We start from the raw sequence: 25,521 nt of genomic DNA, 5'->3' as shown, positions 1-25,521 counted from the left end.
CTTGCTGTCTGTTCGGGTCGGGTACGGCTCAACCGCCAGGCCGGTAACGCGGCGCGGGCGGCTTCGACGCGGCCGAGTCCTTGCCCAGTGTCGCCGACAGCCAGTCGTCGTACGACGCCTGCCAGCCGTGCGCGCGGTAGTCCACCAGAACGCGGTTGACCCGGCGTACCAGATCGACGGCGTCCTTCTTCATCGCCACGCCGTAGTACTCGGTCGTGAACGGCTCGCCCTTCAGTGCGACGGTCGGGTCCTGCGCGGCCTGGCTGGCGGCGAGCGCGCCGTCGGTCACCACCGCGTCGACCTCGCCGAGTTGCAGCCGGACCAGGCAGTCCAGCTGGTTCGGCACGGTGGTGGACAGGTCGGCGGTGGCGGGCAGCCGGCCGTCCTTCCTGTCGGCCTCCAGCTTGGCGAGGGCGGTCGAACCGGCCGCCGTGCACACCTTCCTGTGTGCCAGCGAGCCGTCGTACCCCGTGATCGGGGAGGACTTGGGGGCGAGGACCTGCTGGCCGGTCCTGAAGTAGGGCGCGGAGAACGCGACCTGCTTCAGCCGGTCACAGGTGATCGTCATGGTGCGGACGACCATGTCCACGCGTCCGTCCTCGATCGCCGGGATGCGCTGGTTGGTCGGTATGGCCTTGAACTGCACCGCGTCCGGGTCGCCGAGGATGTCCTCGGCGATCCGGTGGACGAGGTCGATGTCGAAGCCCTCCAGCTGGGCGCCCTCGGTGTTGGGGTTGCGGTAGCCCCAGCGGTAGCTGTTCTGGTCGACGCCGACGATCAGCTTCCGCTTCGCTCCCGTGCGTGCCTTGATCGCGTCGATCGTCGGACCGTCCGCGCCGGACGGCGCCGGCGTCCGCTCGTGCGCCTCGGCGTCCACGCAGCCGTCGGCGCGGGCCTGGACGCCCGTGGCGGTCTTCTGCGCGGCGTGCCGCGGGCCGTCCGGGGTCCGCTGGGTGCACGGCAGCAGCAGGACGAACGCCAGCGCCAGCGCGCACAGCACCGCCATCGCCGCGACCCCGCCCCAGCCCCGCAGGGCGGACCGCGCACGGCTCACGTCCATCGCCTTGCCCCCTGTCACCGGTACTCCGAAAGTCTGCGTCCGATGCCGGCGACGGCGCCTGCCGCGCCCAGCACGGCGAGGACGGCGGCGCCCTCTGGCAGTCCGGTCATGGCGTCGCGCCCGTTTCCGGCCGCCCGCTGGAACTCGGCCCGCTCATGGGCGATGGCCCGGGCCAGACTGCGGTCGACGCCGTCGAAGCACTCGGCGGTCGCGCCCTTCTCGCCGATCACCCTGTCCAGCGCCTGCTGGTAGTTGCCGTTCTCGTCCTCGGCGCGGGCCGTGGCGTGGCGCTGCTTCCACACCGCCATGTCGGCCTCGGCCGCCTCGACCGGCGCGGTGCCCCCCTGGTCGTCGGCGAGCCGCGCCGCCTCGGCCAGCCCCTTGCCGAGCACGGCGATGTCCTGGTCGAAGGCGCGGTAGTAGGCGTCGTACGTCGTGCCGTCGACCGTGACGGTCTCGGCGCCGCGCGCCACCAGGCTCAGGTTCTCGTTGCCGCGCGCCTTCAGGGAGGCGATCCGGGCGTCGTGGAGCACGTTGAGCGAGCGGATGCCGTGCTCGTAGGAGCCGTCGAGCCCCGACCGGGCGACCATGTGGCCCACGACCAGCCACAGCAGGGCGACGGCCGTCGCGGCGCTGGCGGCGACCAGGCCGTGGTTGAGGACGCGGTGGGTGCGCCGGTACGTGCGGTGCTGGGCCCAGCCGAGCGCGGCCAGCGCGAGCAGCCCGAGCGCGATGGCGACCCACGGGTACGGCGTGGCGTCCGCGTAGTCCGCGTCGAGCCGCCGGTTCTCCGTGGTGTAGAGGTCCTCCGCCGCCGGGAGCATCTCCTTCTGCATCTTCTCGTTGGCGTACCGCAGATAGGCGCCGCCGACCGGATAGCCCTGCCGGTTGTACGTCCGGGCCCGCTCGATGAGGCCCTTGTACTCGGGCAGCAGCCGGTTCAGCCCGGCGATGGTCTCCTCGGACGCGGAGCCCGGCTCGGCGTTGGCGGCGGCGGTGACGAGCCCGGCGGCGGCGCTGCGGATGTCCTTCTCGTACCGGTCCCTGGACTGCGCGTTCTCCTGCCCGCCCGCCAGGAACCCGCTGGAGGCCGCGGTGTTGGCGTCGGCCAGCGACCGGTAGATGCCGGCCGCGCCGTAACTGAGCGGCTGGCTGCGGTGCAGCACGTCGTCGGCGGCGGCCGAGCGGGTGCTGGTCTGCCAGGCGGTGGCCGCCCCGAACGCGACGACCAGCAGCGCCAGGACCGCACCGATGATCCGCAGCCGCCCCGGCTCGGTCGTCGCGGCGGCCCGCAGCCGCTCGGCGCCCTCGGCGAAGGCGGTCCGGCGCGCGGGCGGCACTCCCGGGCCGGCGGTCGCGGGGAGCCGGGGCGGCCCGGGCTGGGCGGGGATGGCGGGGACACCGGCCGCACCGGCGGACCCTGCGCGCGGTGGTGCGGCGCTGCTCTTCGGCGGGTGTGTCACTCGACCTCCCCCATGGTCATCCGTACGCCGCCCAGTATCACCGCCCGCACCGACATCGCGCACCGGCCTTCACTGGATCTTGATCGGATCGCAGCGCGCCCGGGGGCGCGTACCGGCGTACGTACCACCCCCCGTGCTGGAACACGCGGGTGACGGGGGATCGGTTCCCTGCGCGGCGGGCCGGTGGGGGCGGCCTCACGGCTCGCGGTGCTCGTGTGCGGCCTGTTCCAGGGCCGCCGCCTCCGCCACCGCCAGCCGGGTCTCCGCCGCCACGTCGATCGAACGGGTCAGCCACCAGTACAGCAGGGCGCTGACGGGGAGGCCGACGAAGAGGGAGATGTCGGCGCCGCCCAGCGCCCTCGCGGCGGGACCGGAGAACAGAGTGCCGACGGAGAAGAACGGGACCATCGCGGCGAAGCCGACGAGGTAGGCGATGATGCCGTGCCGGCCCCAGCGGCCGTAGATGCCGTGCGGGTTGAAGATCTCGGCGATGGCGTAGTGCCCGCGGCGCACCACGTAGTAGTCCATGAGGTTCACCGCGGTCCACGGGATGAACAGGTAGAGCACCAGGAGCAGGAAGTTCTCGAAGTTCGCCAGGAAGTTCGTCGTCGCGGCCAGCGCGCCGGCCAGGGAGAGCGCCGCGGTGAGGCCGAGGGTGACCAGCCGTACGGCGAGCGTCGGCCGGACCCGTTTGAACGAGTCGATGGCGCTGATGAGGGTGAGGGACCCGCCGTACATGTTCAGCGCGGTCACCGAGACCAGGCCGAGGGCCGAGAACAGCAGCACGACGGCGCCGAACCCGGTGAACACCTTGTCGCCCGCGGCGTCGATCGCCGGGATCGTCCGGAAGGTCCCCGGGCCGGCCCAGGCCGCCAGCAGCGCCCCGAGCACCATCAGCCAGATGCCGCCCAGCGCGGAGCCGAAGTAGGTCCAGTAGAAGGTCTTGCGGACGGTGACGTCCGGGGGGAGGTAACGGGAGTAGTCGGAGACGTAGATGGCCCAGCTGATCTGGTAGCCCGCGACCACGCCGAACTGCGCGAGGAACGGCGTCCACCGGAAGCCGCCGAGGTCGAAGGAGCCCGCCGGGTAGTGCAGGGTGACCAGGACGCCCACGGTGAAGACCCCGAAGATGACGAGGAAGGTGTACGTCAGGATCCGCTCGGCCTTGTGGATGACGTCGTAGCCCACCAGCGCGATGACGAGCGCGACCGCGGTCACCACGGCGACCCACGGCTTCACGCCGCCGTGCAGCGTGGCGTGCAGGGAGTCGGCGGCGAGGATGCTGTTGAAGACGTTGAACCCGGCGTACTGCACGTAGGCGAACAGCCACACCAGCAGCGCGCCGACGTAGCCGAACTGGGGCCGGGACTGGATCATCTGCGGCAGCCCGAGCTGGGGTCCCTGGGCGGAGTGGAAGGCCATGAAGAAGGTGCCGGTCACGGTGCCCGAGACGATGGCCAGCAGGGACCAGACGAGGTTGCCGCCCTGGGTGATGCTGACCAGCCCGACCGCCAGGGTGGCGATCTGCGCGTTGGACATGAACCACAGCGGGCCCAGGTGCCAGAGCTTGCCGTGCCGCTCGTCCAGCGGGACGTAGTCGATGGACCGGACCTCGAGACCGGACACCCTTGGCTCGGCTGATGTGCTCATGACGCCTCCCGGGGTCGGCTCCGCCCCTCTGGTCACATTGTTGCCCCGCTCCGCGCCGGGGACGACCCAGGATCAGCCCGCTTCCCAGTGCCCCCGCGCCCGCTCCCGCGCCTCCGCGTCCGCCCCGAGCCGGTCCAGGCCCAGGAGGACCGCCCCCAGGACCGGGCTGGCCGTCACCACGCGGACGTCGGCCTTGGGGGCGCGGGCCGCCAGCAGGGTGCGGACGGTGTCGTCCAGCTGCGGGTGGCCGGCGGTGAGGACGCTGCCGCCGAGCAGCACCGGGGTCTCCTCGTCCAGCAGGTCCAGGCGGGTCAGGGCGACCGTGGCCATCACCGTGACCTCCTCCGCGAGCCGGGTGACGATCGCGCGGGCCACCGGGTCGCCGTCCGCCGCCGTGGCGAACAGCACCGGGGTCAGCTCGTGCCGGCGGTCGTGGCCCAGGTGCTCCAGGTGCAGCGCCTCGATGAGGGCGTACATGGTCGGCAGGCCGAAGTGGGCGGGCAGGGTGCGGGCCAGCGAGGTCGGGCCGCCCCGCCCGTCCTCCGCGCGTGCCGCGTGCCACAGGGCCTCCTCCGCCAGGCCCCAGCCGCCGCCCCAGTCGCCGGAGATGCGGCCGATGGCCGGGAAGCGGGCGGTACGGCCGTCGGGCCGCATGCCCACGCAGTTGATGCCCGCGCCGCACACCACCGCCACCCCGCGCGGCTCGGCGACGCCCGCCCGCAGGATCGCGAAGGTGTCGTTGCGGACCTCCACCGACGCGCCCCACGCCCGCGCGCGCAGCGCGGCCGCCAACTGCTCCTCCTCGACCGGCAGATCGGCGTTGGCGAGGCAGGCCGCGACATGGCCGACGGAGGTGACCCCGGCGTCCGCGAACGCCCGGGCCACCGGTTCCGCCAGCGCGTCCAGCGCCGCGGTCACGCCCACGGCCGGCGGCCGGAAACCGCCCCCGCGCGCCGTGGCCAGCACCTCACCGGCGGCGGTGACCACGGCCACGTCGGTCTTGCTGTTGCCCGCGTCGATGGCGAGGACCGTCAGCGGGTCGGGTGCGGTCAGGCCCACGCGAGGTGCTCCCGGTTGTGTGCGATCAGCTGGTCGGTGAGGGCGTCGGCGTACGCGTACTGGCCGATCAGGGGGTGGGCGAGCAGCGCGCGGAAGACGCGGTCCCGGCCGCCGCGCAGGGCGGCCTCCAGGGCCAGGTCCTCGTAGGCCGTCACGTTCGCGATCAGTCCCGAGAAGAGCGGGTCCAGGCCGGGGACCGGGAGCGGGACCGGCCCGGCCGGGCCGACCGCCGCCTGCACCTCGATCACCGCGTCGTCCGGGAGGAAGGGCAGCGTTCCCCTGTTGAGCGCGTTCACCACCTGGTAGGGGCTGCCCCCGCCGCCCAGCAGGGCCGCCGCCAGGTCCACGGCCGCCTCCGAGTAGAAGGCGCCGCCGCGCTTGGCCAGCAGGGCCGGCTTCTCGTCCAGGGCCGGGTCGCCGTACATCGCGAGGAGCTCGCGCTCCATCGCCGCGACCTCGGCCGCCCGCGAGGGCTTCGTGCGCTGCTCCCGGACGACCTCGTCGTGCGCGTAGTAGTAGCGCAGGTAGTAGGAGGGGACGACACCGAGGCGGTCCAGCAGCGGGCGGGGCAGGCGGACGTCGTCGGCGAGGGCGTCGCCGTGCTCGGCCAGCAGCTTCGGCAGGACGTTCTCGCCCTCCGGTCCGCCCAGACGCACACCGGTTTCCCAGGTGAGGTGGTTCAGGCCCACATGGGCCAGGTGCACATCCGCCGGGGCCGTGCCCAGCAGCGCCGCGAACTTGCGCTGGAAGCCGATCGCCACGTTGCACAGGCCGACCGCCCGGTGCCCGGCCTGGAGCAGGGCGCGGGTGACGATGCCGACCGGGTTGGTGAAGTCGATGATCCAGGCGCGCGGGTTGCTCCGGCGGACCCGTTCGGCGATGTCCAGGACCACCGGGACCGTGCGCAGGGCCTTCGCCAGGCCGCCCGCGCCGGTGGTCTCCTGGCCGACGCAGCCGCACTCCAGCGGCCAGGTCTCGTCCTGCTGCCGGGCCGCCTGGCCTCCGACGCGCAGCTGGAGCAGGACGGCGTCGGCGCCGTCGACCCCCGCGTCCAGGTCGGAGGTCGTGACGATCCGGCCGCCGTGGCCCTGCTTGGCGAAGATCCGCCGGGCCAGGCCGCCGACCAGTTCGAGCCGGTCCCCGGCCGGGTCGACCAGGACTAGTTCCTCGACGGGCAGGGTGTCCCTGAGGCGCGCGAAGCCGTCGACGAGTTCCGGTGTGTAGGTCGAGCCGCCGCCGACCACGGTGAGTTTCATAGCCAGTTCAACCCTTTACTCCGGTGAGGGTGACGCCCTCGACGAACGCCTTCTGGGCGAAGAAGAACACGAGGATCACGGGGGCCATGACCAGCACGGTGGCGGCCATGGTGAGGTTCCAGTCGGTGTGGTGGGCGCCCTTGAAGGACTCCAGGCCGTAGGACAGCGTCCAGGCGCCGGGGTTCTCGGACGCGTAGATCTGCGGCCCGAAGTAGTCGTTCCAGGCGTAGAAGAACTGGAAGAGGGCGACGGCGGCGATGCCCGGCCTCGCCATGGGCAGAACGACCCGCAACAGGGCGCGCAGGTCGCCGCAGCCGTCCACCTTCGCCGCGTCCAGGTACTCGTTCGGGATCGTCATCAGGAACTGGCGCAGCAGGAAGATGGAGAACGCGTCCCCGAACGCCATCGGGACGATCAGCGGCCACAGCGTGCCCGACAGGTCCAGCTGTTTCGCCCAGAAGAGGTACATCGGGATGACGACCACCTGCGGGGGCAGCATCATCATCGAGATCACCAGCATGAGCGACAGGTTGCGGCCCCGGAAGCGGAACTTGGCGAGCGCGTACGCCACCGGGATCGAGGACACCACGGTGAGCACGGTGCCGAGACCGGCGTAGAGCAGCGTGTTCTTCCACCAGGTGAGGAAGCCGGGCGTGTCGAAGACCTTGCGGTAGTTGTCCCACTCCCAGGTGTGCGGGATCAGGTCCCGGCTGAGGGCCTGGCTGTCGCTCATCAGCGAGGTCAGGAACACGAACACGAACGGCAGCGTGAAGAACAGCGCGGCGGCGACGCCGAGCGAGTGGACGGCGATCCACTCCAGCACCGCCCGGCGCCGGGCGGTGCGCTCGGCTCCGGTGGCGAGCGGCGCCGGCTTCACCGGCTGGTCCAGTACCTGGGTCATGGTCAGTCACCTGCCTGGATCAGGCCGCCCCGGCGCCGCATCAGCAGCGCGGTGAACGCCATCGACAGGGCGAACAGCACCAGCGCCACCACGCACGCCGAGCCGTAGTCGAAGCGCTGGAAGCCGAGGTTGTAGACGAGCTGGGGGAGGGTGAGCGTGGACTTGTCGGGGTAGCCGGGCTCGAACTGGGTGCCGGCGCCCTGGATCACCCCGGAGGCGACCTTCCCGGCGACCAGCGGCTGCGTGTAGTACTGCATGGTCTGGATCACGCCGGTGACGACGGCGAACATCACGATCGGGGAGATGTTCGGCAGGGTCACGTAGCGGAAGCGCTGCCAGGCCGAGGCGCCGTCCAGCTCCGCCGCCTCGTACTGCTCCGTCGGTACGTCGAGCAGCGCGGCCATGAAGATGACCATCAGGTCGCCGACGCCCCACAGGGCCAGCAGGGTCAGCGCCGGCTTGGACCACGTGGGGTCGTTGAACCAGCCCGGCGCCGGCAGCCCGGTCTTCTCCAGGAGCGAGTTCACCGGGCCGGTACCGGGGTTGAGCAGGAACGCGAAGGCCATGGTGGCCGCGACCGGCGGGGCGAGGTAGGGCAGGTAGAACAGGGTGCGGAAGACGCCCGTGGCGGTCTTGATCTTGGTGATGAGCAGTCCGACGCCCAGCCCGAACAGCACCCGCAGGCTCACCATGATCACGACCAGCCAGAGCGTGTTGCGCAGCGCGGGCCAGAACAGCGGGTAGTGCTCGAAGACGTACGTCCAGTTCTTCCCGCCGCTCCACGTCGGCGGCCGGAAGCCGTCGTAGTGCATGAAGGAGAAGTAGACCGTGGAGACCAGCGGGTAGGCGAAGAAGACCGCGAAGCCGATGAGCCACGGCGACATGAAGGCGAGCGTGCGCAGGGCCGAGCGCCGGCGTCTCGACGCGAGGGTCACGGCGCTCATCACTGGGCCTGCGCGATGTCCGTGTCGATCTGCGCGGCCGCCTTCTTCAGCCCGGCCTTGAGATCGGTGGCCTTGCCGCTCTCGTAGTCGTAGCCGAACTGCTGGATCGTCACCAGGTACACACCGCCGTTGATCGAGGCGGGAGTCGTGGTGGAGTGCGGGTCGGCGGCGATGTCCAGGAAGGTCTTGAACCGCGGGTCGTACTTCAGTTTCGGCGACTTCAGCGCGGCCAGCGTGGAGGGCACGTTGTGGATGCCGTTGGCGAAGCCGACCACCGCGTCCGTGTCCGTGGTCATGTACTTCACCAGTTCCCAGGCCGCGTTCCGCTTGTGGCTGGTGGCGGCGATGCCCGCGATGGTGCCGGTGATGTAGCCCTTGCCGTACTGGCCGGCCTGGTCGTCCGGGACGGGCAGCGGGGCGACCCCGATCTCGAAGCCGGGCTTCGCCTCCTCGGCCATCCCGAGCCGCCATTCGCCGTCGAGCTGCATGGCGACCTGGCCGGTGTGGAAGGGGTGCTTGGGGCCCCACTCGTCGCCCAGCGTGGCGCGGAACCTCTCCAGCTTCTCGAATCCGCCGAGTTCGTCCACGAGCTTCTTCTGGAGCGTGAAGCCCTTCTCGAACGCGGGGTCCTTGGCGAGGTTCGACTTGCCGTTCTTGTCGAAGTACGTCGGTGAGAACTGGCCGAGGTAGTGCTCGGTGGTGGACTCCCAGCCGTGGTAGTTCGGCATGAAGCCGAGCTGCTTGTACCCGTTGCCCTGAGGAATCGTCAGTTTCTTGGCGTCCGCCTCGAATTCGGACCAGGTCCTCGGCGGACGCGCGATGCCGGCCTTCTCGAACGCCGTCTTGTTGTAGTAGAGCCCGTACGCGTCACCGAGCAGCGGCACCGTGCAGCGGTCGCCGTCGAACTGGGTGTACTCGTTCATCGGCTTCGGGAACGTCTTCTCCGGGTCGATCCCGGACTTCTCGAAGAAGGGGTTGAGGTCGACCAGCGCACCCGAGGAGCAGAACTTGCCCACGTTGTTGGTGGTGAACGACGAGATCACGTCCGGGGCCTTCTCGCCGCCGGCCCGCAGCGCCTGGTTGATCTTGTCGTCGGTCATGTTGCCGACGACGTTCACGTGGATGTTGGGGTGCGCGTGCTCGAAGCCGGCGACCAGCGACTTGACGGCCTTCACCTCGTTCGGCGCGCTCCAGGCGTGCCAGAAGTTGATCGTCGTGTCCTGCGAGGGATCGTCGGTGGCGCCGGAGTCGGACTGGCCGGTACACGCGGCGGTGAGGAGCACGGCGGAGGCAGTCAGGACAAAGGCCGCTTTTCGGGCGACTCCGGGTATGGCTGTGGGCATGGCGAGGTCTCCCAGGGGACGGGTCGGGAAAGAGGGGGCGCTCAGCGCGAGGTGTCGAAGACCTCGTCGCGGGTGGCGGCGAGCGCGGACTCCAGCGCGCCGCGCAGCACGGGGTGTTCGTGGACGTCGCCGACGACCAGCCGGGGCCGGGCCGCGGCCAGCTCCTCCAGCTCGGCCTGGACGAGGGCGCGCAGCACCTCGCCGCCGGCCGTCAGGGCGGAGCCGCTGAGGACGACGAGTTCGGGATCGAGGACGGAGACGAGCGAGGCGAGACCGGTGGCCAGCCGGGTGGCGTAGGTCCGGAGCAGTTCCCGGTGCGGGCCGCTCGCGTGGTCGGCGGCACGGGCGACGAGCGTGGTGGCGGCTTCGGTGTACGGGCCCGAGGGCACGTCCTCGACACCGAGCTCGCGGGCCAGCTTCGGCAGCGCCTGGGAGCCGGCCAGCTCCTGGTAGCCGCCGCTGTTGGCCTTGGTGACCTGCCGGACCAGCGGGGTGCCCGGCACCGGGAGGAAGCCGACCTCGCCGGCGCCGCCGGTCCAGCCGCGGTGCAGCCGGCCGCCCAGGACCAGGGCGGCGCCGAGGCCCTCCTGGTTCCACAGCAGCACGAAGTCCGCGTGGCCGCGGGCCGCGCCGAGGCGCTGTTCGGCGATGGCGACGAGGTTGACGTCGTTCTCGTACTCGACCGGCATCGGCAGGGCCGCCGCGAGGTCTTCGAGCAGCGCGGGGGAGTGCCAGCCCGGCAGGTGGGAGGCGTAGCGCAGCCGCCCGGTGTTGGGGTCGAAGGCGCCGGGCGTGCCGATGACCAGCCGGTGCACGTCGGGCCGGGCGAGCCCGGCGGCCTTGACGGCGCCGTCGAGGGCGTCGGTGACCTGCCGGACGACGGGGTGCGCCGGGCGCCGGCCGGGGGTGGGCAGCTCGTACTCGCCGACCGTGCGGCCGGTGATGTCGGCGACGGCGGCCCGGATGCGGTGCGGGGTGACGTCGAGCCCGGCGGCGTACGCGGCCGTGGGGTTGATCGCGTAGAGCTGGGCGTTGGGGCCCGGCCGGCCCTCGCTGGTGCCGGTGACGCGCACCAGTCCGGCCGCCTCCAGACGGGCCAGCAGCTGGGAGGCGGTGGGCTTGGACAGGCCGGTGAGCTTGCCGATTCGGGTGCGCGACAGCGGCCCGTGCTCCAGCAGCAGGTCCAGGGCGGCACGGTCGTTCATGGCGCGCAGGACGCGCGGGGTGCCCGGCGTACCGGCGGTTCCTGCCATGGGGGTCGACACCTGCCTTTCCAGCCGCCCAGCTTCTCAGTGACCTGGGCATGACGTCCAGTCTTGATCAACGGCCGCCCGGGAGATCACTGTTAGGAAACTTTCCTATTGGGGTGGGAGGAACGTAAGCCGAGGACGAAGGGGGCGTCAATAGACAACGCCCCCGAGGCAACAGAGTCGTTACCTCGGGGGCGCTGCGGTACGGGGAGTGCCCGGGGCTACTTCACGGTCACGTGGTCACCGGCGGACGTCTTCGCGTCCGTGGTGGACGTGCCGGCGAAGACGAAGCGGTAGGTACCGCTCCGGCCCGCCTTCACCGTGGTGGACAGGGCGCCGCCGGTGCCGGAGGTGAGCGTCCTGACATCGGCGTACGCGCCGCCGTCCGCCTTGAACTGCAGGACGGCCTTCTGGCCCTTGTACCCGGTGTACGTGCCGGTCGCCCAGGTGGCGCGGGTCAGCTTGCCCTTGACGGTCAGCGTACGGCCCTTGGCGACGGGCTCCGGGGCGGCGTCCACGGTCAGCCGGGAGGCGCGCTTGACCTGCGCCGACGCGAGGTTGCCCCACATGGTGAGGTCGTACTCGCTGTGCAGGTAGTCGTCCGAGGCGCTGCCGTCGCTGTGCGCGTAGACGCCGGCGGCCTTCCAGGTGCCGGCGTCGGCGGCCTCGTACAGCTCCTGGTCCGGAACGGCGACGATCGTCTCGGTGCAGCTCTCGGTGACGGTCGTCTCCGTCGTGGCCTTGGTGGTGCAGACGGGCGCCTCGCGCGGGCCCAGCTCGCTGTCGGGCGACTTCAGCGTGCCGCGGTACAGCAGCACGGCCTGCACCGTCTTCTCCTGGTCGATGACCAGGTTCTTCGGCCGGGTCAGGGTGTACGACACCGGCACGTTCACCGCCTTGGTGGCGCCGACCACGATCGGCTTGCCCTTGTTCACGGTCACACCGGCGAAGGTCAGGTCCGGCGTGCCGGCCGCCGACGCGGCGGGCGCGGCCAGGCCGGCCAGGGCCAACGCACCGGACAGGGCGGTGCCGATGGCGAGCTTTCGCATGTTTCCCCACATTCGACACGGGCCCCCGGGCGGCGTCGCGCTCCAGAACAAGGGCCCGTTGTGAGGCGACCCTAGAGGATCACCGGATGCGGAGGGAACGCGGGGTTCCGGTGAAGACGATCTGTGTTCGGATGGGGTCCAAGGCCGCGTCACGCGTGCGTCACGGACATGGTCTTCGCTGGTCACCGGCCCTCCATTCGGGCGAAGGACGGACGCGGGGCACGGGGGACGGGGGACGGGGGACGGGGGACGGTGGGGATGGTCGACCGGAGGCTGCTCGGGAGGCTGTGGCTGCTCACCCTGTCCGGTTACGTGCCCTTGCTGATCACGGTGGGCCTGAGCGACTTCCTGGGCGAGGGACTCTCCCGGTCGTTCGCCGAGGACCTCGTCCTCGTCCCGCTCGTCTGGGCCGCCCTCGGCCTGCTCGCCGCCCTCCACGTGTACGCCGCCCTGGTCCGCCGGGCACGCGGTACCGGCATCCCGGTCACCGTGGACGCCCTGCGGGCCACACAGGAGCGGGCGTTCCCGGCGGGGCAGGCGGAGCGGCTGCGAGCGGCGATCGCCGCGTCCGAGCGGGCGTACGACGTGACGGGCGAGGCGGGGGCGTGGGACTTCCAGTGGCGCCCGTTCCGCGGCCGGCACGCGGTCACCGGCTCCCTGACGGTGGACCGGTCGTCGGGCGCGTCCCGGGTCCTGCTGCGCGCGGACCAGGGACTGACGGGCATGCCGGGGCAGCGCATGGCGAGCGCGTTCGTGGCGCTATGCCAGGTGGCGAGAGCGGGGGAGACCGAGTGAGAAGCGGCCGAGCGGGGAGCGGTGGCACGTCCGGGTGGCGCCCCCGCCGGGACGCTTCGCATCGGCGTCCCGCGGCTCCGGCGCGTTCCGCTGGGGTGCGGTACGGCGGGAGACGCGGCTCACCGGTGTGTCCCCGGTGGTGACGCTCGGCGAGGACGACGGGCGGACCACGTTCCGGAACGTGCCCGTCCGCACGATCGTCGCGTCGGTCCGTACGAACGGCGCGGAGGTGTCCGAGCGGCGGGCGATGGCCTCGCTCGCGCGACACCCATCCCCGGCACCACGACCGGATCGACGGCGTACCGGCCGGCCTGCGGCCCGCTCAGCCCTCGATGAAGGGGGCGGTGTCCAGGGTGGGGTAGGGCGCCGGCAGTGGAAGCGGTTCGCCGAGGCCGACCTCGGTGTCGGTGGCGTAGTACGCCTCGGTGGGGTCGTCGTCGGGGAGGACGGGGTCCGTGTAGCAGTGGGCCGTTGTGGAATGGCGGTCGACGAGGACGTAGACGGGGACGCCGGCGGCGGCGTAGGCACGGAACTTGGGGCCGGTGTCGGTCTCGTGGTTCGTGGACGTGACTTCGCCGACCAGGGCGAGCATGTCGATGGGGTACCAGCCGGGATGCGTGGCGAAGTGCGCCACGTCCGTGCTCGTCGGCTGGCGACGCATGGCGTAGAAGTCGGGGATGATGAGCGCCGTCGTGCCGTGGTCCGGGTCGGCGGACCTGAAGCCGTTGCCGATGCCGGCGTGAGGGACCGCTGCCGAGCGAAGCTGGAAGCACAGCGACAGAGCCGTGTCGCTGTGCCCGTCCCCGGGCGGCGCCAGCGGTACGCACGCCCGGCCTTCGATGAACTCGGGGCGTACGGGCATGGGGGAGACCGCCTCGTACGCCGCCAGGAGCTGGACGGGGTCCATACGGGCCATGAGGTCCGGCTCCCCGGTGCGGTCGGTGTTCATGGCCGGAACGATGGGGCACCCGCGCGCCCCCCGCGCCGGAACGCCCCGTCCGTTCACTCGAACGTGTGTGCCGAACCGTTCCGTTACTTCCCCGAGGGCGCCGGCCGCTGCGGGACTATCGGCGTGGCCGCCGCCGACTGCGGGGATTCCGCGTCGGAGTACACCACCGGGGCCGCGACCGCGGCCGTCGGGTCGGGGGCGTCCTGCTGGTCCTCGACGGCCGTCGCACCGCCGACGATGCGGATGCTCGCCGCGTCGAACGCCCGCTTGATCCGCCAGCGCAGCTCCCGCTCCACCGTCACCGACTTGCCCGGCATCGTCCTGGCCGAGACCCGGACCACCATGTGGTCGATCAGCACCGAGTCGAGACCGAGCACCTCGATCGGGCTCCACAGCAGCTCGTTCCAGGGCTCTTCCTTGCCCATCTTCTCGGCGACCTCGTCCAGCGTGGCCTTCACCCGGTCCAGGTCCTCGCTCGCCCGCACGGTCACGTCGACCCCGGCCGTCGCCCAGCCCTGGGACAGGTTGCCGATCCGCTTGACCTCGCCGTTGCGGACGTACCAGATCTCCCCGTTGTCGCCGCGCAGCTTGGTCACGCGCAGCCCGACCTCGATCACCTCGCCGGTCGCCACCCCCGCGTCGATCACGTCCCCGACGCCGTACTGGTCCTCCAGGATCATGAACACGCCGGACAGGAAGTCCGTGACCAGGTTGCGCGCGCCGAAACCGATCGCCACGCCCGCGACGCCGGCCGACGCCAGCAGCGGCGCCAGGTTGATCTTGAAGGTGCCCAGCACCATCAGCGCGGCCGTGCCGAGGATCAGGAAGCTCGCCACCGACCGCAGCACCGAACCGATCGCCGCGGCCCGCTGCCGCCGCCGCTCGGCGTTCACCAGCAGCCCGCCCAGCGCACTGCCGTCCACGGCCTGCACGGAGCGGTTCATCCGCTCGATCAGCTTGGTGATCGCCCGCCGCACCACCGCCCGCAGCGCCACCGCTATGACCAGGATCAGCAGGATCTGCAGACCCATCGCGAGCCATGTCGACCAGTTCTGCTCGACCCAGCTCGCCGCGTTCGTCGCGCTCTCCTGGGCGTCCTGGAGCGTCGGCACGACCGGGGCCGTCGATCCCGACGGCGACGGCGAAGGAGACGGCGATGCGCCGGCGGCCAGGACGGCGGCGGGCAGGGACGACACGGCAGGTACCTCCCAGGTGCTGCGCGGTCCGCACCGGCGGGCGGTCAAGGTCACGAAAAGGTCACCGGACGGACAGGACCACCACACTAACGGGGCATTCTGTATGCCCCGTGCCGATCGGCACAGGAGGCGGGCGGGAGAGACGCGGCTCACGCGGGCTTGAACAGGCCGTGATCCGGGGGATGAATCAGGATGTGGTCGAAAACACTCCCAGCCCGTTACCGGGACATGGTGGCGCGTCCACCAGGCATGAGGAGAGACTGACTGCAGATCGTCCCGGCGCGAGCCACGCGCCGCCGACGCCCAAGGAGGCACCCGTGCCGCATGTCCTGGTCCTCAACGCGTCGTACGAGCCGCTCGGCGTCGTACCGCTCCGCCGCGCGCTCGTCCTCGTCCTGGAGAACAAGGCGGTCTCCCTCGAGGAATCCGGCGCCTATATGCACAGCGCGACCGTCACCCTCCCCGCACCCAGCGTGGTCCGGCTCAAGCGATTCGTCCGGGTCCCCTACCGGGGGCCTGTTCCCCTGACCCGCCGTGCGCTGTTCGCGCGCGACGGGGGCCGGTGCATGTACTGCGGTGGCGTCGCAACCAGCGTCGACCACGTCATCCCGCGCAGTCGCGGGGGCAAGCACGTCTGGGACAACGTGGTGGCGTCCTGCCGCCGCTGCAACCACGTCAAGGCCGACCGCCACCTCGTGGAACTGGGCTGGCGGCTGCGCCACAAACCGGCTCCGCCCACGGGGCTGGCCTGGCGGATCATCGGCACGGGACATCGCGACCCGCGCTGGTTGCCGTACTTGCAGCCGTACGGCGCGGACGACGCCCTGGCCCGGATCGACGGCATCTCCGCCTAGATCCGGGCCCGGTTCGTTCGCACGCCTGCGAGAAGGGGGGCGCGTCGGCCGGTCCGCGCCTAGCCGCCGAATCCCTCCGGGCGGGCGCCGCGCGCCGCGTACAGGGCCGCACCCAGCGCGAACGCGGCCAGGGCCGCCGCCCAGGCTCCCGGCTGGGCGCCCGGCTGCATCGGCCAGGCCCACACCGTGGCCGCGCGGCCACGGGCGGCGGACGAGCCCGAGCCGGGTCAGCGCCTCGGGTGTGCCCCGGTACGCGATCCGGCCCGCGTCCAGCAGGGTGACCTCGGTGCAGGCGGCGGCCACGTCCTCCACCAGGTGGGTGGAGACCACCACCGTCGCCGAGGCGCCCAGCAGCTCGCGGAACTCCACCCGCTGCTCCGGGTCCAGACCGGCGGTCGGCTCGTCCAGCAGCAGCACGGCGGGGTCGTTGACGATGGCCTGCGCGATGCCGACCCGGCGGACCATGCCGCCGGACAGCGTCCGGACCTTGGCGTCGACACGGTCCGCGAGGCCGACTCGGGCCACCGCCCGCTCCACGGCCGCCGGCACGTCCGCCGCCGGCATCTCCTTCAGCCAGGCCACGTACGCCACGAACTCCCGCACGGTGAAACCCGGGTAGTAGCCGAACTCCTGCGGCAGATAGCCCAGCCGGCGCCGCACCCCGGCCAGCCCGCGGTGACCTGCGGTGTCCTGCCCGAGCAGCGGTCCGGCGCGGTGCCCACGTCGCCGTACTCCAGACCCGCCAGCACCCGGTCCTCGGCGGACGGCGCGGCGGCGGACCCGCACCGCCCGGGGGACTCCGGCTCCGGCAGCGCTCCCGCGACCCGCGCGGCCCGCTCCTGGGCCCGCCGCGCGTCGACCAGCCGGCGCGCGGCGATCGTCCACAGCCAGCCGCCCGCCTCCTGCCCGCGGTGCCCGGCCGCCGACCGCCACACCGTGACGAACGTGTCCTGGAGCACCTCCCGCACCAGCTCGGGGTCGGCGCACCGGCGGGCCAGCCGCGCGTGCAGCCACCCGGCGTGCCGGTCGTACAGGGCGGCCATCGCCGCGGCGTCCCCCCGCGCGACGGCCCGCAACAGGGCCGCGTCCCCGCCGCTCCCGTCGCCCTTCTCCCGCTGGCCCCCCATGGGGCGGAACAGTCTCACACCCCCTCTATCGATCACCGGACCGGCGCCGGATCACCCCGGCGCCTTCTTTTGCCGCGCGTGGCCGCGGGCTCACGGGGTAGGCCTGCCGTGACCCGTCCGAGCCGCACCATCCGCGCACCCCCTAGGAGGCCCCCGTGGCCGCACCGGCCCGACTCACGATCCCGGCCCAGCTCAAACCCGTGGCGGAGCCGTCCGCCGAGACCGGTACGACGTCGCTGTGCGCGTTCAGCGCGGAGAGCGCCTGCGCGCAGGCGCCGCTGACCAGCGAGCCGCCGCTGCCCGACGCCGAGCCCCTGACCAGTGAGCCCCCGCTCGCCGAGGGCGCCCCGCTGACCAGCGAGTCCGACCCGGTCCCGGACTCCTTCGCGCCGGGGCTGTAGATGGCCGCGGCGCCCGACGAGCACCCCACCGAGGACCTCGCCCGGCTCGCCGAGCTGCACGGGGTCGCCACCTCCTACCGCCCCGCCCCGGACCGTACCGTCCAGGTCTCCGCCACCGCCGTGACCGCCGCCCTCGCCGCTCTCGGCGTCGACGCGGCCGGCCCGGACGCCGTGCGCGCCTCCCTCACCGCCCGGGAACGCGAGCTGCGCGAGCGTCTGCTGCCGCCGACGGTGGTGCAGTGGGCCGGAGCGGAACCGCCCGCCGCCCTCACCGCGCTGCCCCCCGGCACCCGGCTGCGCGTCGCAACCGAGGACGGTGCGGAACGGGACGGCACCGACGGCCTTTTGCCGGGTGTCCACCGGCTGACCGCCACCGCGCCCGACGGGCGGACCGGTGAGGCGTGTCTCGTCGTCGCCCCGGACCGGCTGCCCGCCCCGCCCGGCCGCTCCTACGGCCTCCTCGTCCAGCTCTACTCCCTGCTCTCCCACCGCTCCTGGGGCATGGGCGACCTCGCCGACCTCGCCGAGCTGGCCGGCTGGGCCGGACGCACCGCCGGTGCCGGGTTCGTCCAGGTCAACCCGCTGCACGCGGCCGTACCCGGCGCCCCCACCGACCCCTCCCCGTACCGTCCCTCCTCCCGCCGCTTCCCCGACCCCGTCCACCTGCGCGTCGAGGACGTCCCCGAATACGCGTACGCCGAGGACCGCGAGCGACTCGCCGGGCTGCTGGAGCGGGCCGGGCGGCTGCGCGCCGCCGTCCTGGAGAAGGGCGCCCTCATCGACCGGGACGCGGTGTGGGAGCTGAAGCGGGAGGCGCTGGAGCTGGTCGCCCGGGTGCCCCTCGGCCCCGGCCGCCAGGCCGCCTACGACGCCTTCCGCGCCACCCACGGCCGGGCCCTGGACGACCACGCCACCTGGTACGCCCTCGCCGAGGTCCACGGCTCCGACTGGCACCACTGGCCGGACGGGCTGCGCGACCCCCGCTCGGCCGACACCGCCCGGGCCCGGCGGGAGCTCGCCGACCGGGTGGAGTTCCACACCCGCCTCGCCTGGCTCACCGACGGCCAGCTGCGCGCCGCCCAGCGCGCCGCCCGTGAGGCCGGCATGCCGGTCGGGATCGTCCACGACCTCGCCGTCGGCGTGCACCCGGCGGGCGCCGACGCCTGGGCCCAGCAGGACGTGTTCGCCGCCGGGATGTCCGTCGGCGCCCCGCCGGACGCCTTCAACGCCCGCGGCCAGGACTGGGGCCTGCCGCCCTGGCGCCCCGACCGGCTCGCCGCGACCGGCCACGCCCCCTACCGCGACCTCCTGCGCGCCTTGTTCCGCTACGCCGGCGCGCTGCGCATCGACCACGTCATGGGCCTCTTCCGGCTCTGGTGGGTCCCCCAGGGCAGCCCGCCCACCGAGGGCACCTACGTCCGCTACGACGCCGAGGCCATGCTCGCGGTCCTGGCCCTGGAGGCGACCCGCGCGGGCGCCGTCGTGATCGGCGAGGACCTCGGCACCGTCGAACCCGGCGTGCGCGAGACGCTCCAGCGGCGCGGGGTGCTCGGCACCTCCGTGCTCTGGTTCGAACGGGACTGGGAGGGCGACGGCCATCCGCTGCCGCCCGACCGCTGGCGCGCCGACTGCCTGGCCACCGCCACCACCCACGACCTGCCGCCCACCGCCGCCCGGCTCACCGGCGACCACGTCGAGCTGCGCGACCGGCTCGGCCTGCTGACCCGTTCGGCCGCCGAGGAACGCGCGGAGGCCGCCGCCGACACCGCGGAGTGGCTCGCCCTGCTCGGCAGCCTCGGTCTGCTGGACAGCCCGGCGGCCGGACCGCCCGGCTCCGACGAGGAGGAGGAGATCCGCGCCGTCCACCGCTTCCTGCTGCGCACCCCCGCCCGGCTGGTCGGCGTCTGGCTCCCCGACGGCGTCGGCGACCGCCGCCCGCAGAACCTGCCGGGCACCTGGGACCAGTACCCGAACTGGCGGCTGCCGGTCGCCGGCGCCGACGGCCGCCCGGTGCCGCTGGAGGAACTGCTGGCCTCGCCCCGGCTCAGGGCCCTGCTGGAGGTGCTGCGCCGACCCCCCGCGCCCCCGTACGGGCACCCCGGCCGCGCGGCCCCTACGGCGGTTCGCTAACGTGATTCCGTGGACAAGAAGAACGCCCTGCGCGCCGGCGCCCTGGCCGCCGGTACGACGCTGATGATGCTGCTCATGTCGTCCCCCGCGCTCGCGCTGACCCGCGACGACGGTGACGACCCCGGCAAGGGCCTGAGCGTCATCGAGACGCTGGGCCTCTACGTGTTCGCCCCGGTGGTGCTGTTCCTGGTCATCGCCGGTCTGGTGATGGCCCTCGACAAGTCCCGGGCCAAGAAGGACACCACCTCGTCCAACATCAACGTCCAGTCCGACGCCCGGGCCAAGGCCTGAGCGACCGTCGGTCCGTTCGCCGGGGGCGCCGGTCCTCCCGTCGGTACGCGCGCACGCCGTACCCGGGTGGGACCGGCGCCCCCGGCGTTTCTCCCGCCCAGCGGGCCGGGCGGGCCTTCTGACCGGGGAGGCGGCGCACGGGAGCGAGGCGGCGTCGGCCCGGCACCTCGGCTCCGCCGCTCCCGCCCGCCGCCCGGGTGACGTGCGGTGAGCGACGCGTGGTGACGGCTGCGGCGGCTACTCGGCCGTCGCGTCCAGCAGCTTCCGCAGCAGGCCGGCCAGTTGGTCGGCCTCCTCGGCGTCCAGGGCGGACAGCGCGGTGCTCTCCTGCGCCAGTCCGGCGTCCACCGCCTCGTCGATCAGCCGCAGCCCCTCCTCGGTGAGGCTCACCCGCAGGCCGCGCCGGTCGTGCGGGTCGGGGGAGCGGCGCAGCAGCCCGGCCCGCTCCAGCTTGTCGAGCCGGCCGGTCATCCCGCCGGTGGTGAGCATGAGCGTGGCCGACAGCTCGCTGGGCGAGAGGGTGTACGGCTCGCCGGCCCGGCGCAGGGTGGCCAGGACGTCGAACTCGCCGCGGGAGAGGCCGTAGGGCTTGTACGTCCTCTCCATCCGGTCGCCCATCACGCGCGAGAGCCGGAAGATCCGGCCGAAGACCTCCATGGCCCGGGTGTCCAGGCCGGGCCGCACCCGCGCCCACTGCTCGATGATCGCGTCGACGGTGTCCGCGGGCTGTGGCTGCATGCGCAGAGTATCGACCGCGTCGCGCTCGCCCGCAAGAAAGCTAAGTAGCTTGCGGCTAAGCTAACCAAGAGCGAGCCCTGTGCGCCCGCGCGCCGGAAGCGGCAGGGGCCGGGCGGTCACGGTCCGTCGCTGTCCGAGATGCTGACTGACCGCAGGCCGGTTAGCGTGAAGTAAAAGGGCCGCGATCAGGGGTGTGTCCGCCGCAGGCGGCGAGAGCCCCGTACGACCGGGACCGGCAGCCGTCGTGGCCAGGTCTGCTGCTCGTCCCCGCGGCAACACCTACGACCGCGCCGTGCCCCGTTCGCACGCGGCCGCGGCCATCGCCCCCGGACCGGAAACCCCGCGAGGGCGTGGAAGGAAGGTAGCCCATGACAGCACGTAGCGTGAGGCGTCTCTTCGCGGTATCCGCCGCCGGCGTCCTCCTGGCGGGTGGTGCCGCGATCGGTACGGCGGGTACGGCCTCGGCCGCCACCTCGCACCAGGTCACGGCCAACCGCGGCTGCTTCAACCGCGGCTTCGGGTTCAGCAACTGCTACGGCGGCTACAACAACGGCTTCCGCAGCGGCTTCTACGGCTATGGCAACGGCTTCTACGGCTACGGACCCGGCTTCTACGGGTCGGGCTTCGCCCCCGGCTACGGCAGCGGCAGCACCGTGGTGGTCGTCGTCAACTGACAGCCGATCACGGCCCCGGACCGCTGAACCGCACCACGGTCCCGGCCCGCTGAACCCACCCCGATGCCGGACGGGCCGAGCCCGCCCGGCATCGGCATGCGCGGGCCCGCCGACGCGCAGGGGCGTCCGGTCTCGCGCCGGGCGCCCCTGCCGTGACGGCTGCTACTCGGCGGAGCCCGCCGTGTCCGCCGCCTGGGCCTTCAGGGCCCGTTCGACGCCCGCGCGGGACTCCGAGACGAGGCGGCGCAGGGCCGCGGTCGGCTCGGCCGAGGCCAGCCAGGCGTCCGTCTTGGCCAGGGTCTCCTCGGAGACCTGGACCGACGGGTACAGGCCGATCGCGATCTGCTGGGCGATCTCGTGCGAACGGGAGTCCCAGATGCCCTTGACGACCTCGAAGTACCGGTCCGTGTACGGCGCGAGCAGCTCCCGCTGGTCGGTCTGCACGAAGCCGCCGATCACGGCCTCCTGCACGGCGTTCGGCAGCTTGTCGGAGTCGATGACCGAGGACCAGGCCTCCGCCTTCGCGTCCGCCGTCGGGCGGGCCGCCCGGGCCGTGGCCGCGTGCCGCTCACCGGCCGCCGTCTTGTCCCGCTCGTACTCGCCCGCGATCTCCGCCTCGTCGTACCGGCCGACCGCCGCGAGCCGCTGGACGAACGCCCAGCGCAGCTCGGTGTCGACGGCCAGGCCCTCGACGGTCTGCGTGCCGTCGAGCAGGGCCTCCAGCAGGTCGAGCTGCTCCGGGGTGCGCGCGGTCGCCGCGAAGGCACGCGCCCAGGCCAGCTGGTGGTCGCTGCCGGGCTCCGCCGCGCGCAGGTGCGCCAGCGTGGCGTCGGTCCAGCGGGTCAGCAGGGCCTCGCGGGTGGCCGGGGCGGCGTACAGGTCGATGGCCAGCTTGACCTGGCGGTGCAGGGACTGCACCACGCCGATGTCGGACTCCTTGCCGATGCCCGACAGCACCAGGGACAGGTAGTCGCGGGTGGCCAGCTCGGCGTCCCGCGTCATGTCCCAGGCCGACGCCCAGCACAGGGCGCGCGGCAGGGACGCCTCGAAGTCGCCGAGGTGCTCGGTGACGGCCTTCAGGGACTCCTCGTCCAGGCGGACCTTCGCGTACGACAGGTCGTCGTCGTTGAGCAGGATCACCGTCGGGCGGCGGGTGCCCGTCAGCTGCGGTACGGCGGTCAGCTCGCCGTCCACGTCCAGCTCGATCCGCTCGGTGCGCACCAGCTTGCCGGCGTCGGACAGGCCGTACAGGCCGATCGCGATGCGGTGCGGGCGCAGCGTCGGCTCGCCCTTGGCGCCGGCCGGCAGCGCCGGGGCCTCCTGGCGGACGGCGAACGACGTGATCACGCCCTCGGCGTCGGTCTCCACCTCCGGGCGAAGGATGTTGATCCCGGCCGTCTCCAGCCACTTCTTCGACCAGGTCTTCAGATCGCGGCCGGAGGTCTTCTCCAGGGCGCCGAGCAGGTCGGACAGGCGCGTGTTGCCGAACGCGTGCGCCTTGAAGTACGCCTGCACGCCCTTGAAGAACTCGTCCTCGCCGACGTAGGCGACGAGCTGCTTCAGCACGGAGGCGCCCTTGGCGTACGTGATGCCGTCGAAGTTGACGAGGACGTCGTCCAGGTCGCGGATGTCCGCCATGATCGGGTGCGTGGACGGCAGCTGGTCCTGCCGGTACGCCCAGGTCTTCATCGAGTTCGCGAACGTGGTCCACGAGTGCGGCCAGCGCGAGCCGGGGGCCGCGGCCTGGCAGGCGATGGAGGTGTAGGTGGCGAACGACTCGTTCAGCCACAGGTCGTTCCACCACTCCATGGTGACCAGGTCGCCGAACCACATGTGGGCCAGCTCGTGCAGGATGGTCTCCGCGCGGACCTCGTACGCCGCGTCGGTCACCTTCGAACGGAAGACGTACTGGTCGCGGATGGTGACCGCGCCCGCGTTCTCCATGGCGCCCGCGTTGAACTCGGGCACGAAGAGCTGGTCGTACTTCTCGAACGGGTACGCGTAGTCGAACTTCTCCTGGAACCAGTCGAAGCCCTGCCGCGTGACCTCGAAGATCGCGTCGGAGTCCAGGAACTCGGCGAGCGAGGGCCGGCAGTAGATGCCGAGCGGCACGGACTGCCCGTCCTTCTCGTACACGCTGTGCACGGAGTGGTACGGGCCCACGATCAGCGCGGTGATGTACGTCGAGATCCGCGGCGTCGGCGCGAAGACCCAGACGTTGTCCTTCGGCTCCGGGGTCGGCGAGTTGGAAATGACCGTCCAGCCCTCGGGCGCCCTCACGGTGAACTGGAAGGTGGCCTTCAGGTCCGGCTGCTCGAAGGACGCGAAGACGCGGCGGGCGTCCGGGACCTCGAACTGGGTGTACAGGTAGGCCTGGTCGTCGACCGGGTCGACGAACCTGTGCAGGCCCTCGCCGGTGTTCGTGTAGGCGCAGTCCGCGACGACCCGCAGGACGTTGCGTCCCTCCAGCAGTCCGGGCAGCGCGATCCGCGAGTCCTTGAAGAGCGCGGAGGCGTCCAGGTGGTCACCGTTGAGGACCACCTCGTGGACGGCCGGGGCCACCAGGTCGATGAAGGACTCGGCACCGCCGCGGGCCACGTCGAAGCGCACCGTGGTCACGGACCGGTAGGTGCCGCCCTCCTGCGCGCCGGAGAGGTCGAGATCGATCTCGTACGAGTCAACGGTGAGCAGCTCGGCCCGCTGCTGCGCCTCTTCGCGAGTCAGGTTTGTGCCAGGCACGCGGTCATCTCCTCGTTATGTGTCGGTTGCGTCATCCTTCCATGTGATCGAGGGGGAACGCGATGTCCGTATCCCGCCGGTCGGCGCGGCGCCGCGGCGGGACGCTGGGCGCATGACGACGTACACCGCACGGCCCATCCCGGCCGAGGTCCTCGAGGAGCTGCGCACCGCCGACGACGCCGGCCGCCCGCCGGTCCCGGTGACGGACGAGGAGGGCGGCGCCCCGCTGCGCTGCTGCCTGCGCCGCAGCCTGCCCGGCGAGCGGATCGCCCTTGTCTCGTACGCGCCGCTGCGCCGCTGGGCGGCCGGGACCGGCGCCGACCCGGGCGCCTACGACGAGCAGGGCCCCGTCTTCGTCCACGCCGGTGAGTGCGCCGGCCCGGCCGGCGACGCCCTGCCCTTCACCGACTCCTGCTCCCACCGCGTCCTGCGCCGCTACTCGGCCGACGGCCGCATCCTCGGCGGCCGTCTGGTGGAGCACCCGGACGCCTTCGCCCCCGCCCTGGCGGAGGCCTTCGCCGACCCGGAGGTGGCGTTGGCGCACGTGCGGGCGGTGGAGTACGGGTGCTTCCTCTTCGAGGTGCGACGGGCGTAGGCCGGGGTTACTTCGAGGAGAGTTCCGCCGCCACCAGTTCCGCGATCTGGACCGCGTTCAGCGCGGCGCCCTTGCGGAGGTTGTCGTTGGAGACGAACAGGGCCAGGCCGTTGTCCACCGTCTCGTCGCGGCGGACGCGGCCGACGTACGACGGGTCCTGGCCGGCGGCCTGAAGCGGGGTCGGGATGTCGGAGAGGGCCACGCCCGGCGCCTTCGCCAGCAGTTCGGTCGCGCGCTCCGGGGAGAGCGGGCGGGCGAAGCGGGCGTTCACCTGGAGGGAGTGGCCGGAGAAGACCGGGACCCGCACGCAGGTGCCGGAGACCTTCAGGCCGGGGATCTCCAGGATCTTGCGGGACTCGTTGCGCAGCTTCTGCTCCTCGTCGGTCTCGTTGAGGCCGTCGTCGACGAGGTTGCCGGCGAAGGGCAGCACGTTGAAGGCGATGGGGCGCTTGTAGACGTTCGGCTCGGGGAAGTCGACCGCCGCGCCGTCGTGGGTGAGCCTGTCCGCCTCGGCGGCCACCTTCTGCACCTGGCCGTGCAGCTCGGCCACGCCCGCGAGGCCCGACCCGGACACCGCCTGGTAGGTCGCGACGACCAGCGCCTCCAGGCCGGCCTCCTCGTGCAGCGGCTTGAGCACCGGCATCGCGGCCATCGTGGTGCAGTTGGGGTTGGCGATGATGCCCTTGGGGCGGTCGGCGATGGCGTGCGGGTTCACCTCGGAGACCACCAGCGGGACCTCGGGGTCCTTGCGCCAGGCCGAGGAGTTGTCGATCACCACGGCGCCCTGGGAGGCGACCTTCTCGGCCAGTGCCCTGGAGGTCGCGCCGCCCGCGGAGAACAGGACGATGTCCAGGCCGGTGTAGTCGGCGGTCGCCGCGTCCTCCACCGTCACGCCGTCCAGCACGGTCCCGGCGGAACGGGCCGAGGCGAACAGGCGCAGCGTGGTGACCGGGAAGTTCCGCTCCGCGAGGATCCTGCGCATGACCGTGCCCACCTGACCGGTGGCTCCGACGATTCCGACCCTCACGGTGACTCCCTCTGTGTGTCTCTTGCCTGA

Annotated in this window: 23 protein-coding genes and 1 pseudogene; 7 read left to right on the top strand and 17 right to left on the bottom strand. The window is 72.5% G+C overall.

Annotated elements, in window-relative coordinates; genetic code table 11:
- Positions 1–28 precede the first annotated feature (28 nt).
- The 10 genes from ACZ5DC_RS08695 to ACZ5DC_RS08650 form a co-directional block, all read right to left on the bottom strand.
- On the bottom strand, positions 29–1,060 hold the full coding sequence (locus ACZ5DC_RS08695; protein ID WP_468650733.1) for a glutamate ABC transporter substrate-binding protein: 1,032 nt from the start codon (positions 1,058–1,060) through the stop codon (positions 29–31).
- A 14-nt stretch (positions 1,061–1,074) separates the two neighbouring features.
- A complete protein-coding gene (locus ACZ5DC_RS08690; protein ID WP_468650731.1) occupies positions 1,075–2,523 on the bottom strand; it encodes a hypothetical protein in 1,449 nt (482 codons plus the stop codon).
- Between the two features lie 195 nt (positions 2,524–2,718).
- Positions 2,719–4,173: a purine-cytosine permease family protein gene (locus ACZ5DC_RS08685; RefSeq protein ID WP_468650729.1), complete on the bottom strand. Its 1,455-nt coding sequence runs from the start codon at positions 4,171–4,173 to the stop codon at positions 2,719–2,721.
- 72 nt (positions 4,174–4,245) lie between these two features.
- Positions 4,246–5,232 carry an N-acetylglucosamine kinase gene (locus tag ACZ5DC_RS08680; RefSeq protein WP_468650727.1) on the bottom strand — a complete coding sequence of 329 codons (987 nt, stop codon included), beginning with the start codon at positions 5,230–5,232 and terminating at the stop codon, positions 4,246–4,248.
- Positions 5,223–6,488, bottom strand: a complete 1,266-nt coding sequence (locus ACZ5DC_RS08675; RefSeq protein WP_468650725.1) for a 6-phospho-beta-glucosidase — start codon at positions 6,486–6,488, stop codon at positions 5,223–5,225. Before ACZ5DC_RS08675 ends, ACZ5DC_RS08680 begins: the two co-directional genes overlap by 10 nt.
- 7 nt (positions 6,489–6,495) lie before the next feature.
- The gene (locus tag ACZ5DC_RS08670) at positions 6,496–7,389 is read right to left on the bottom strand and encodes a carbohydrate ABC transporter permease (RefSeq protein WP_468650723.1); all 894 of its coding nucleotides are present in this window, start codon (positions 7,387–7,389) and stop codon (positions 6,496–6,498) included.
- A 2-nt stretch (positions 7,390–7,391) separates the two neighbouring features.
- Entirely contained in the window at positions 7,392–8,333 is a 942-nt protein-coding gene (locus ACZ5DC_RS08665; RefSeq protein WP_468650721.1) for a carbohydrate ABC transporter permease, read from the bottom strand.
- Complete coding sequence (locus tag ACZ5DC_RS08660) at positions 8,333–9,676, bottom strand: ABC transporter substrate-binding protein (RefSeq protein WP_468650719.1); 1,344 nt, start codon at positions 9,674–9,676, stop codon at positions 8,333–8,335. Before ACZ5DC_RS08660 ends, ACZ5DC_RS08665 begins: the two co-directional genes overlap by 1 nt.
- A 41-nt stretch (positions 9,677–9,717) precedes the next feature.
- On the bottom strand, positions 9,718–10,929 hold the full coding sequence (locus ACZ5DC_RS08655) for an ROK family transcriptional regulator (protein WP_468650717.1): 1,212 nt from the start codon (positions 10,927–10,929) through the stop codon (positions 9,718–9,720).
- Positions 10,930–11,147: 218 nt separating this feature from the next.
- Positions 11,148–11,975 carry a hypothetical protein gene (locus tag ACZ5DC_RS08650; RefSeq protein WP_468650715.1) on the bottom strand — a complete coding sequence of 276 codons (828 nt, stop codon included), beginning with the start codon at positions 11,973–11,975 and terminating at the stop codon, positions 11,148–11,150.
- A 258-nt stretch (positions 11,976–12,233) separates the two neighbouring features.
- Here ACZ5DC_RS08650 and ACZ5DC_RS08645 point away from each other — a divergent pair, with 258 nt between their 5' ends.
- Positions 12,234–12,770 carry a hypothetical protein gene (locus ACZ5DC_RS08645; RefSeq protein ID WP_468650713.1) on the top strand — a complete coding sequence of 179 codons (537 nt, stop codon included), beginning with the start codon at positions 12,234–12,236 and terminating at the stop codon, positions 12,768–12,770.
- A gap of 322 nt (positions 12,771–13,092) precedes the next feature.
- Here ACZ5DC_RS08645 and ACZ5DC_RS08640 read toward each other — a convergent pair whose 3' ends face one another.
- Together ACZ5DC_RS08640 and ACZ5DC_RS08635 are read right to left on the bottom strand one after the other, a co-directional pair.
- Positions 13,093–13,719, bottom strand: coding sequence for a Uma2 family endonuclease (locus ACZ5DC_RS08640; RefSeq protein ID WP_468650711.1), 627 nt, complete (start codon positions 13,717–13,719; stop codon positions 13,093–13,095).
- A gap of 83 nt (positions 13,720–13,802) precedes the next feature.
- Positions 13,803–14,915, bottom strand: coding sequence for a mechanosensitive ion channel family protein (locus tag ACZ5DC_RS08635; protein ID WP_468650709.1), 1,113 nt, complete (start codon positions 14,913–14,915; stop codon positions 13,803–13,805).
- A gap of 317 nt (positions 14,916–15,232) precedes the next feature.
- On the opposite strand from ACZ5DC_RS08635, the gene ACZ5DC_RS08630 reads away from it, so the two are divergent.
- Positions 15,233–15,769, top strand: coding sequence for an HNH endonuclease (locus ACZ5DC_RS08630; protein WP_014672759.1), 537 nt, complete (start codon positions 15,233–15,235; stop codon positions 15,767–15,769).
- Between the two features lie 450 nt (positions 15,770–16,219).
- On the opposite strand, the pseudogene ACZ5DC_RS08625 reads toward ACZ5DC_RS08630, so the two are convergent.
- Together ACZ5DC_RS08625 and ACZ5DC_RS08620 are read right to left on the bottom strand one after the other, a co-directional pair.
- A pseudogene (locus ACZ5DC_RS08625) lies at positions 16,220–16,429 on the bottom strand (ATP-binding cassette domain-containing protein); the annotation flags it as partial.
- Positions 16,339–16,896: an RNA polymerase sigma factor gene (locus ACZ5DC_RS08620; RefSeq protein WP_468651284.1), complete on the bottom strand. Its 558-nt coding sequence runs from the start codon at positions 16,894–16,896 to the stop codon at positions 16,339–16,341. The pseudogene ACZ5DC_RS08625 and the gene ACZ5DC_RS08620, both read right to left, overlap by 91 nt.
- A gap of 155 nt (positions 16,897–17,051) precedes the next feature.
- Here ACZ5DC_RS08620 and ACZ5DC_RS08615 point away from each other — a divergent pair, with 155 nt between their 5' ends.
- From ACZ5DC_RS08615 to ACZ5DC_RS08605, 3 genes are read left to right on the top strand one after another with little or no spacing between them, the layout of a single operon-like run.
- A complete protein-coding gene (locus ACZ5DC_RS08615) occupies positions 17,052–17,297 on the top strand; it encodes a hypothetical protein (RefSeq protein ID WP_366750552.1) in 246 nt (81 codons plus the stop codon).
- Complete coding sequence (gene malQ, locus ACZ5DC_RS08610; protein ID WP_468650706.1) at positions 17,298–19,427, top strand: 4-alpha-glucanotransferase; 2,130 nt, start codon at positions 17,298–17,300, stop codon at positions 19,425–19,427.
- 9 nt (positions 19,428–19,436) lie between these two features.
- On the top strand, positions 19,437–19,718 hold the full coding sequence (locus ACZ5DC_RS08605; RefSeq protein ID WP_171156272.1) for a hypothetical protein: 282 nt from the start codon (positions 19,437–19,439) through the stop codon (positions 19,716–19,718).
- A gap of 237 nt (positions 19,719–19,955) precedes the next feature.
- Here ACZ5DC_RS08605 and ACZ5DC_RS08600 read toward each other — a convergent pair whose 3' ends face one another.
- Positions 19,956–20,456 (bottom strand): MarR family winged helix-turn-helix transcriptional regulator, encoded by a 501-nt coding sequence (locus ACZ5DC_RS08600; RefSeq protein WP_468650704.1) that lies wholly within the window; start codon positions 20,454–20,456, stop codon positions 19,956–19,958.
- A gap of 368 nt (positions 20,457–20,824) precedes the next feature.
- On the opposite strand from ACZ5DC_RS08600, the gene ACZ5DC_RS08595 reads away from it, so the two are divergent.
- The gene (locus tag ACZ5DC_RS08595; RefSeq protein ID WP_468650702.1) at positions 20,825–21,130 is read left to right on the top strand and encodes a hypothetical protein; all 306 of its coding nucleotides are present in this window, start codon (positions 20,825–20,827) and stop codon (positions 21,128–21,130) included.
- 162 nt (positions 21,131–21,292) lie between these two features.
- On the opposite strand, the gene pepN is transcribed toward ACZ5DC_RS08595, so the two are convergent.
- The gene (pepN, locus tag ACZ5DC_RS08590; protein ID WP_468650700.1) at positions 21,293–23,869 is read right to left on the bottom strand and encodes an aminopeptidase N; all 2,577 of its coding nucleotides are present in this window, start codon (positions 23,867–23,869) and stop codon (positions 21,293–21,295) included.
- A 112-nt stretch (positions 23,870–23,981) separates the two neighbouring features.
- Here pepN and ACZ5DC_RS08585 point away from each other — a divergent pair, with 112 nt between their 5' ends.
- Positions 23,982–24,464, top strand: a complete 483-nt coding sequence (locus ACZ5DC_RS08585) for a DUF1203 domain-containing protein (protein ID WP_468650698.1) — start codon at positions 23,982–23,984, stop codon at positions 24,462–24,464.
- Positions 24,465–24,471: 7 nt separating this feature from the next.
- Here the strand turns inward: ACZ5DC_RS08585 and ACZ5DC_RS08580 are convergent, their stop codons facing one another.
- Positions 24,472–25,491, bottom strand: a complete 1,020-nt coding sequence (locus ACZ5DC_RS08580) for an aspartate-semialdehyde dehydrogenase (protein ID WP_468650696.1) — start codon at positions 25,489–25,491, stop codon at positions 24,472–24,474.
- Positions 25,492–25,521: the final 30 nt, after the last annotated feature.

The sequence above is a fragment of the Streptomyces sp. NPDC031445 genome, from assembly GCF_055581365.1.
The sequence above is the reverse complement of the archived record's forward strand: the minus strand, read 5'-3'. Positions and strand labels throughout refer to the sequence as shown.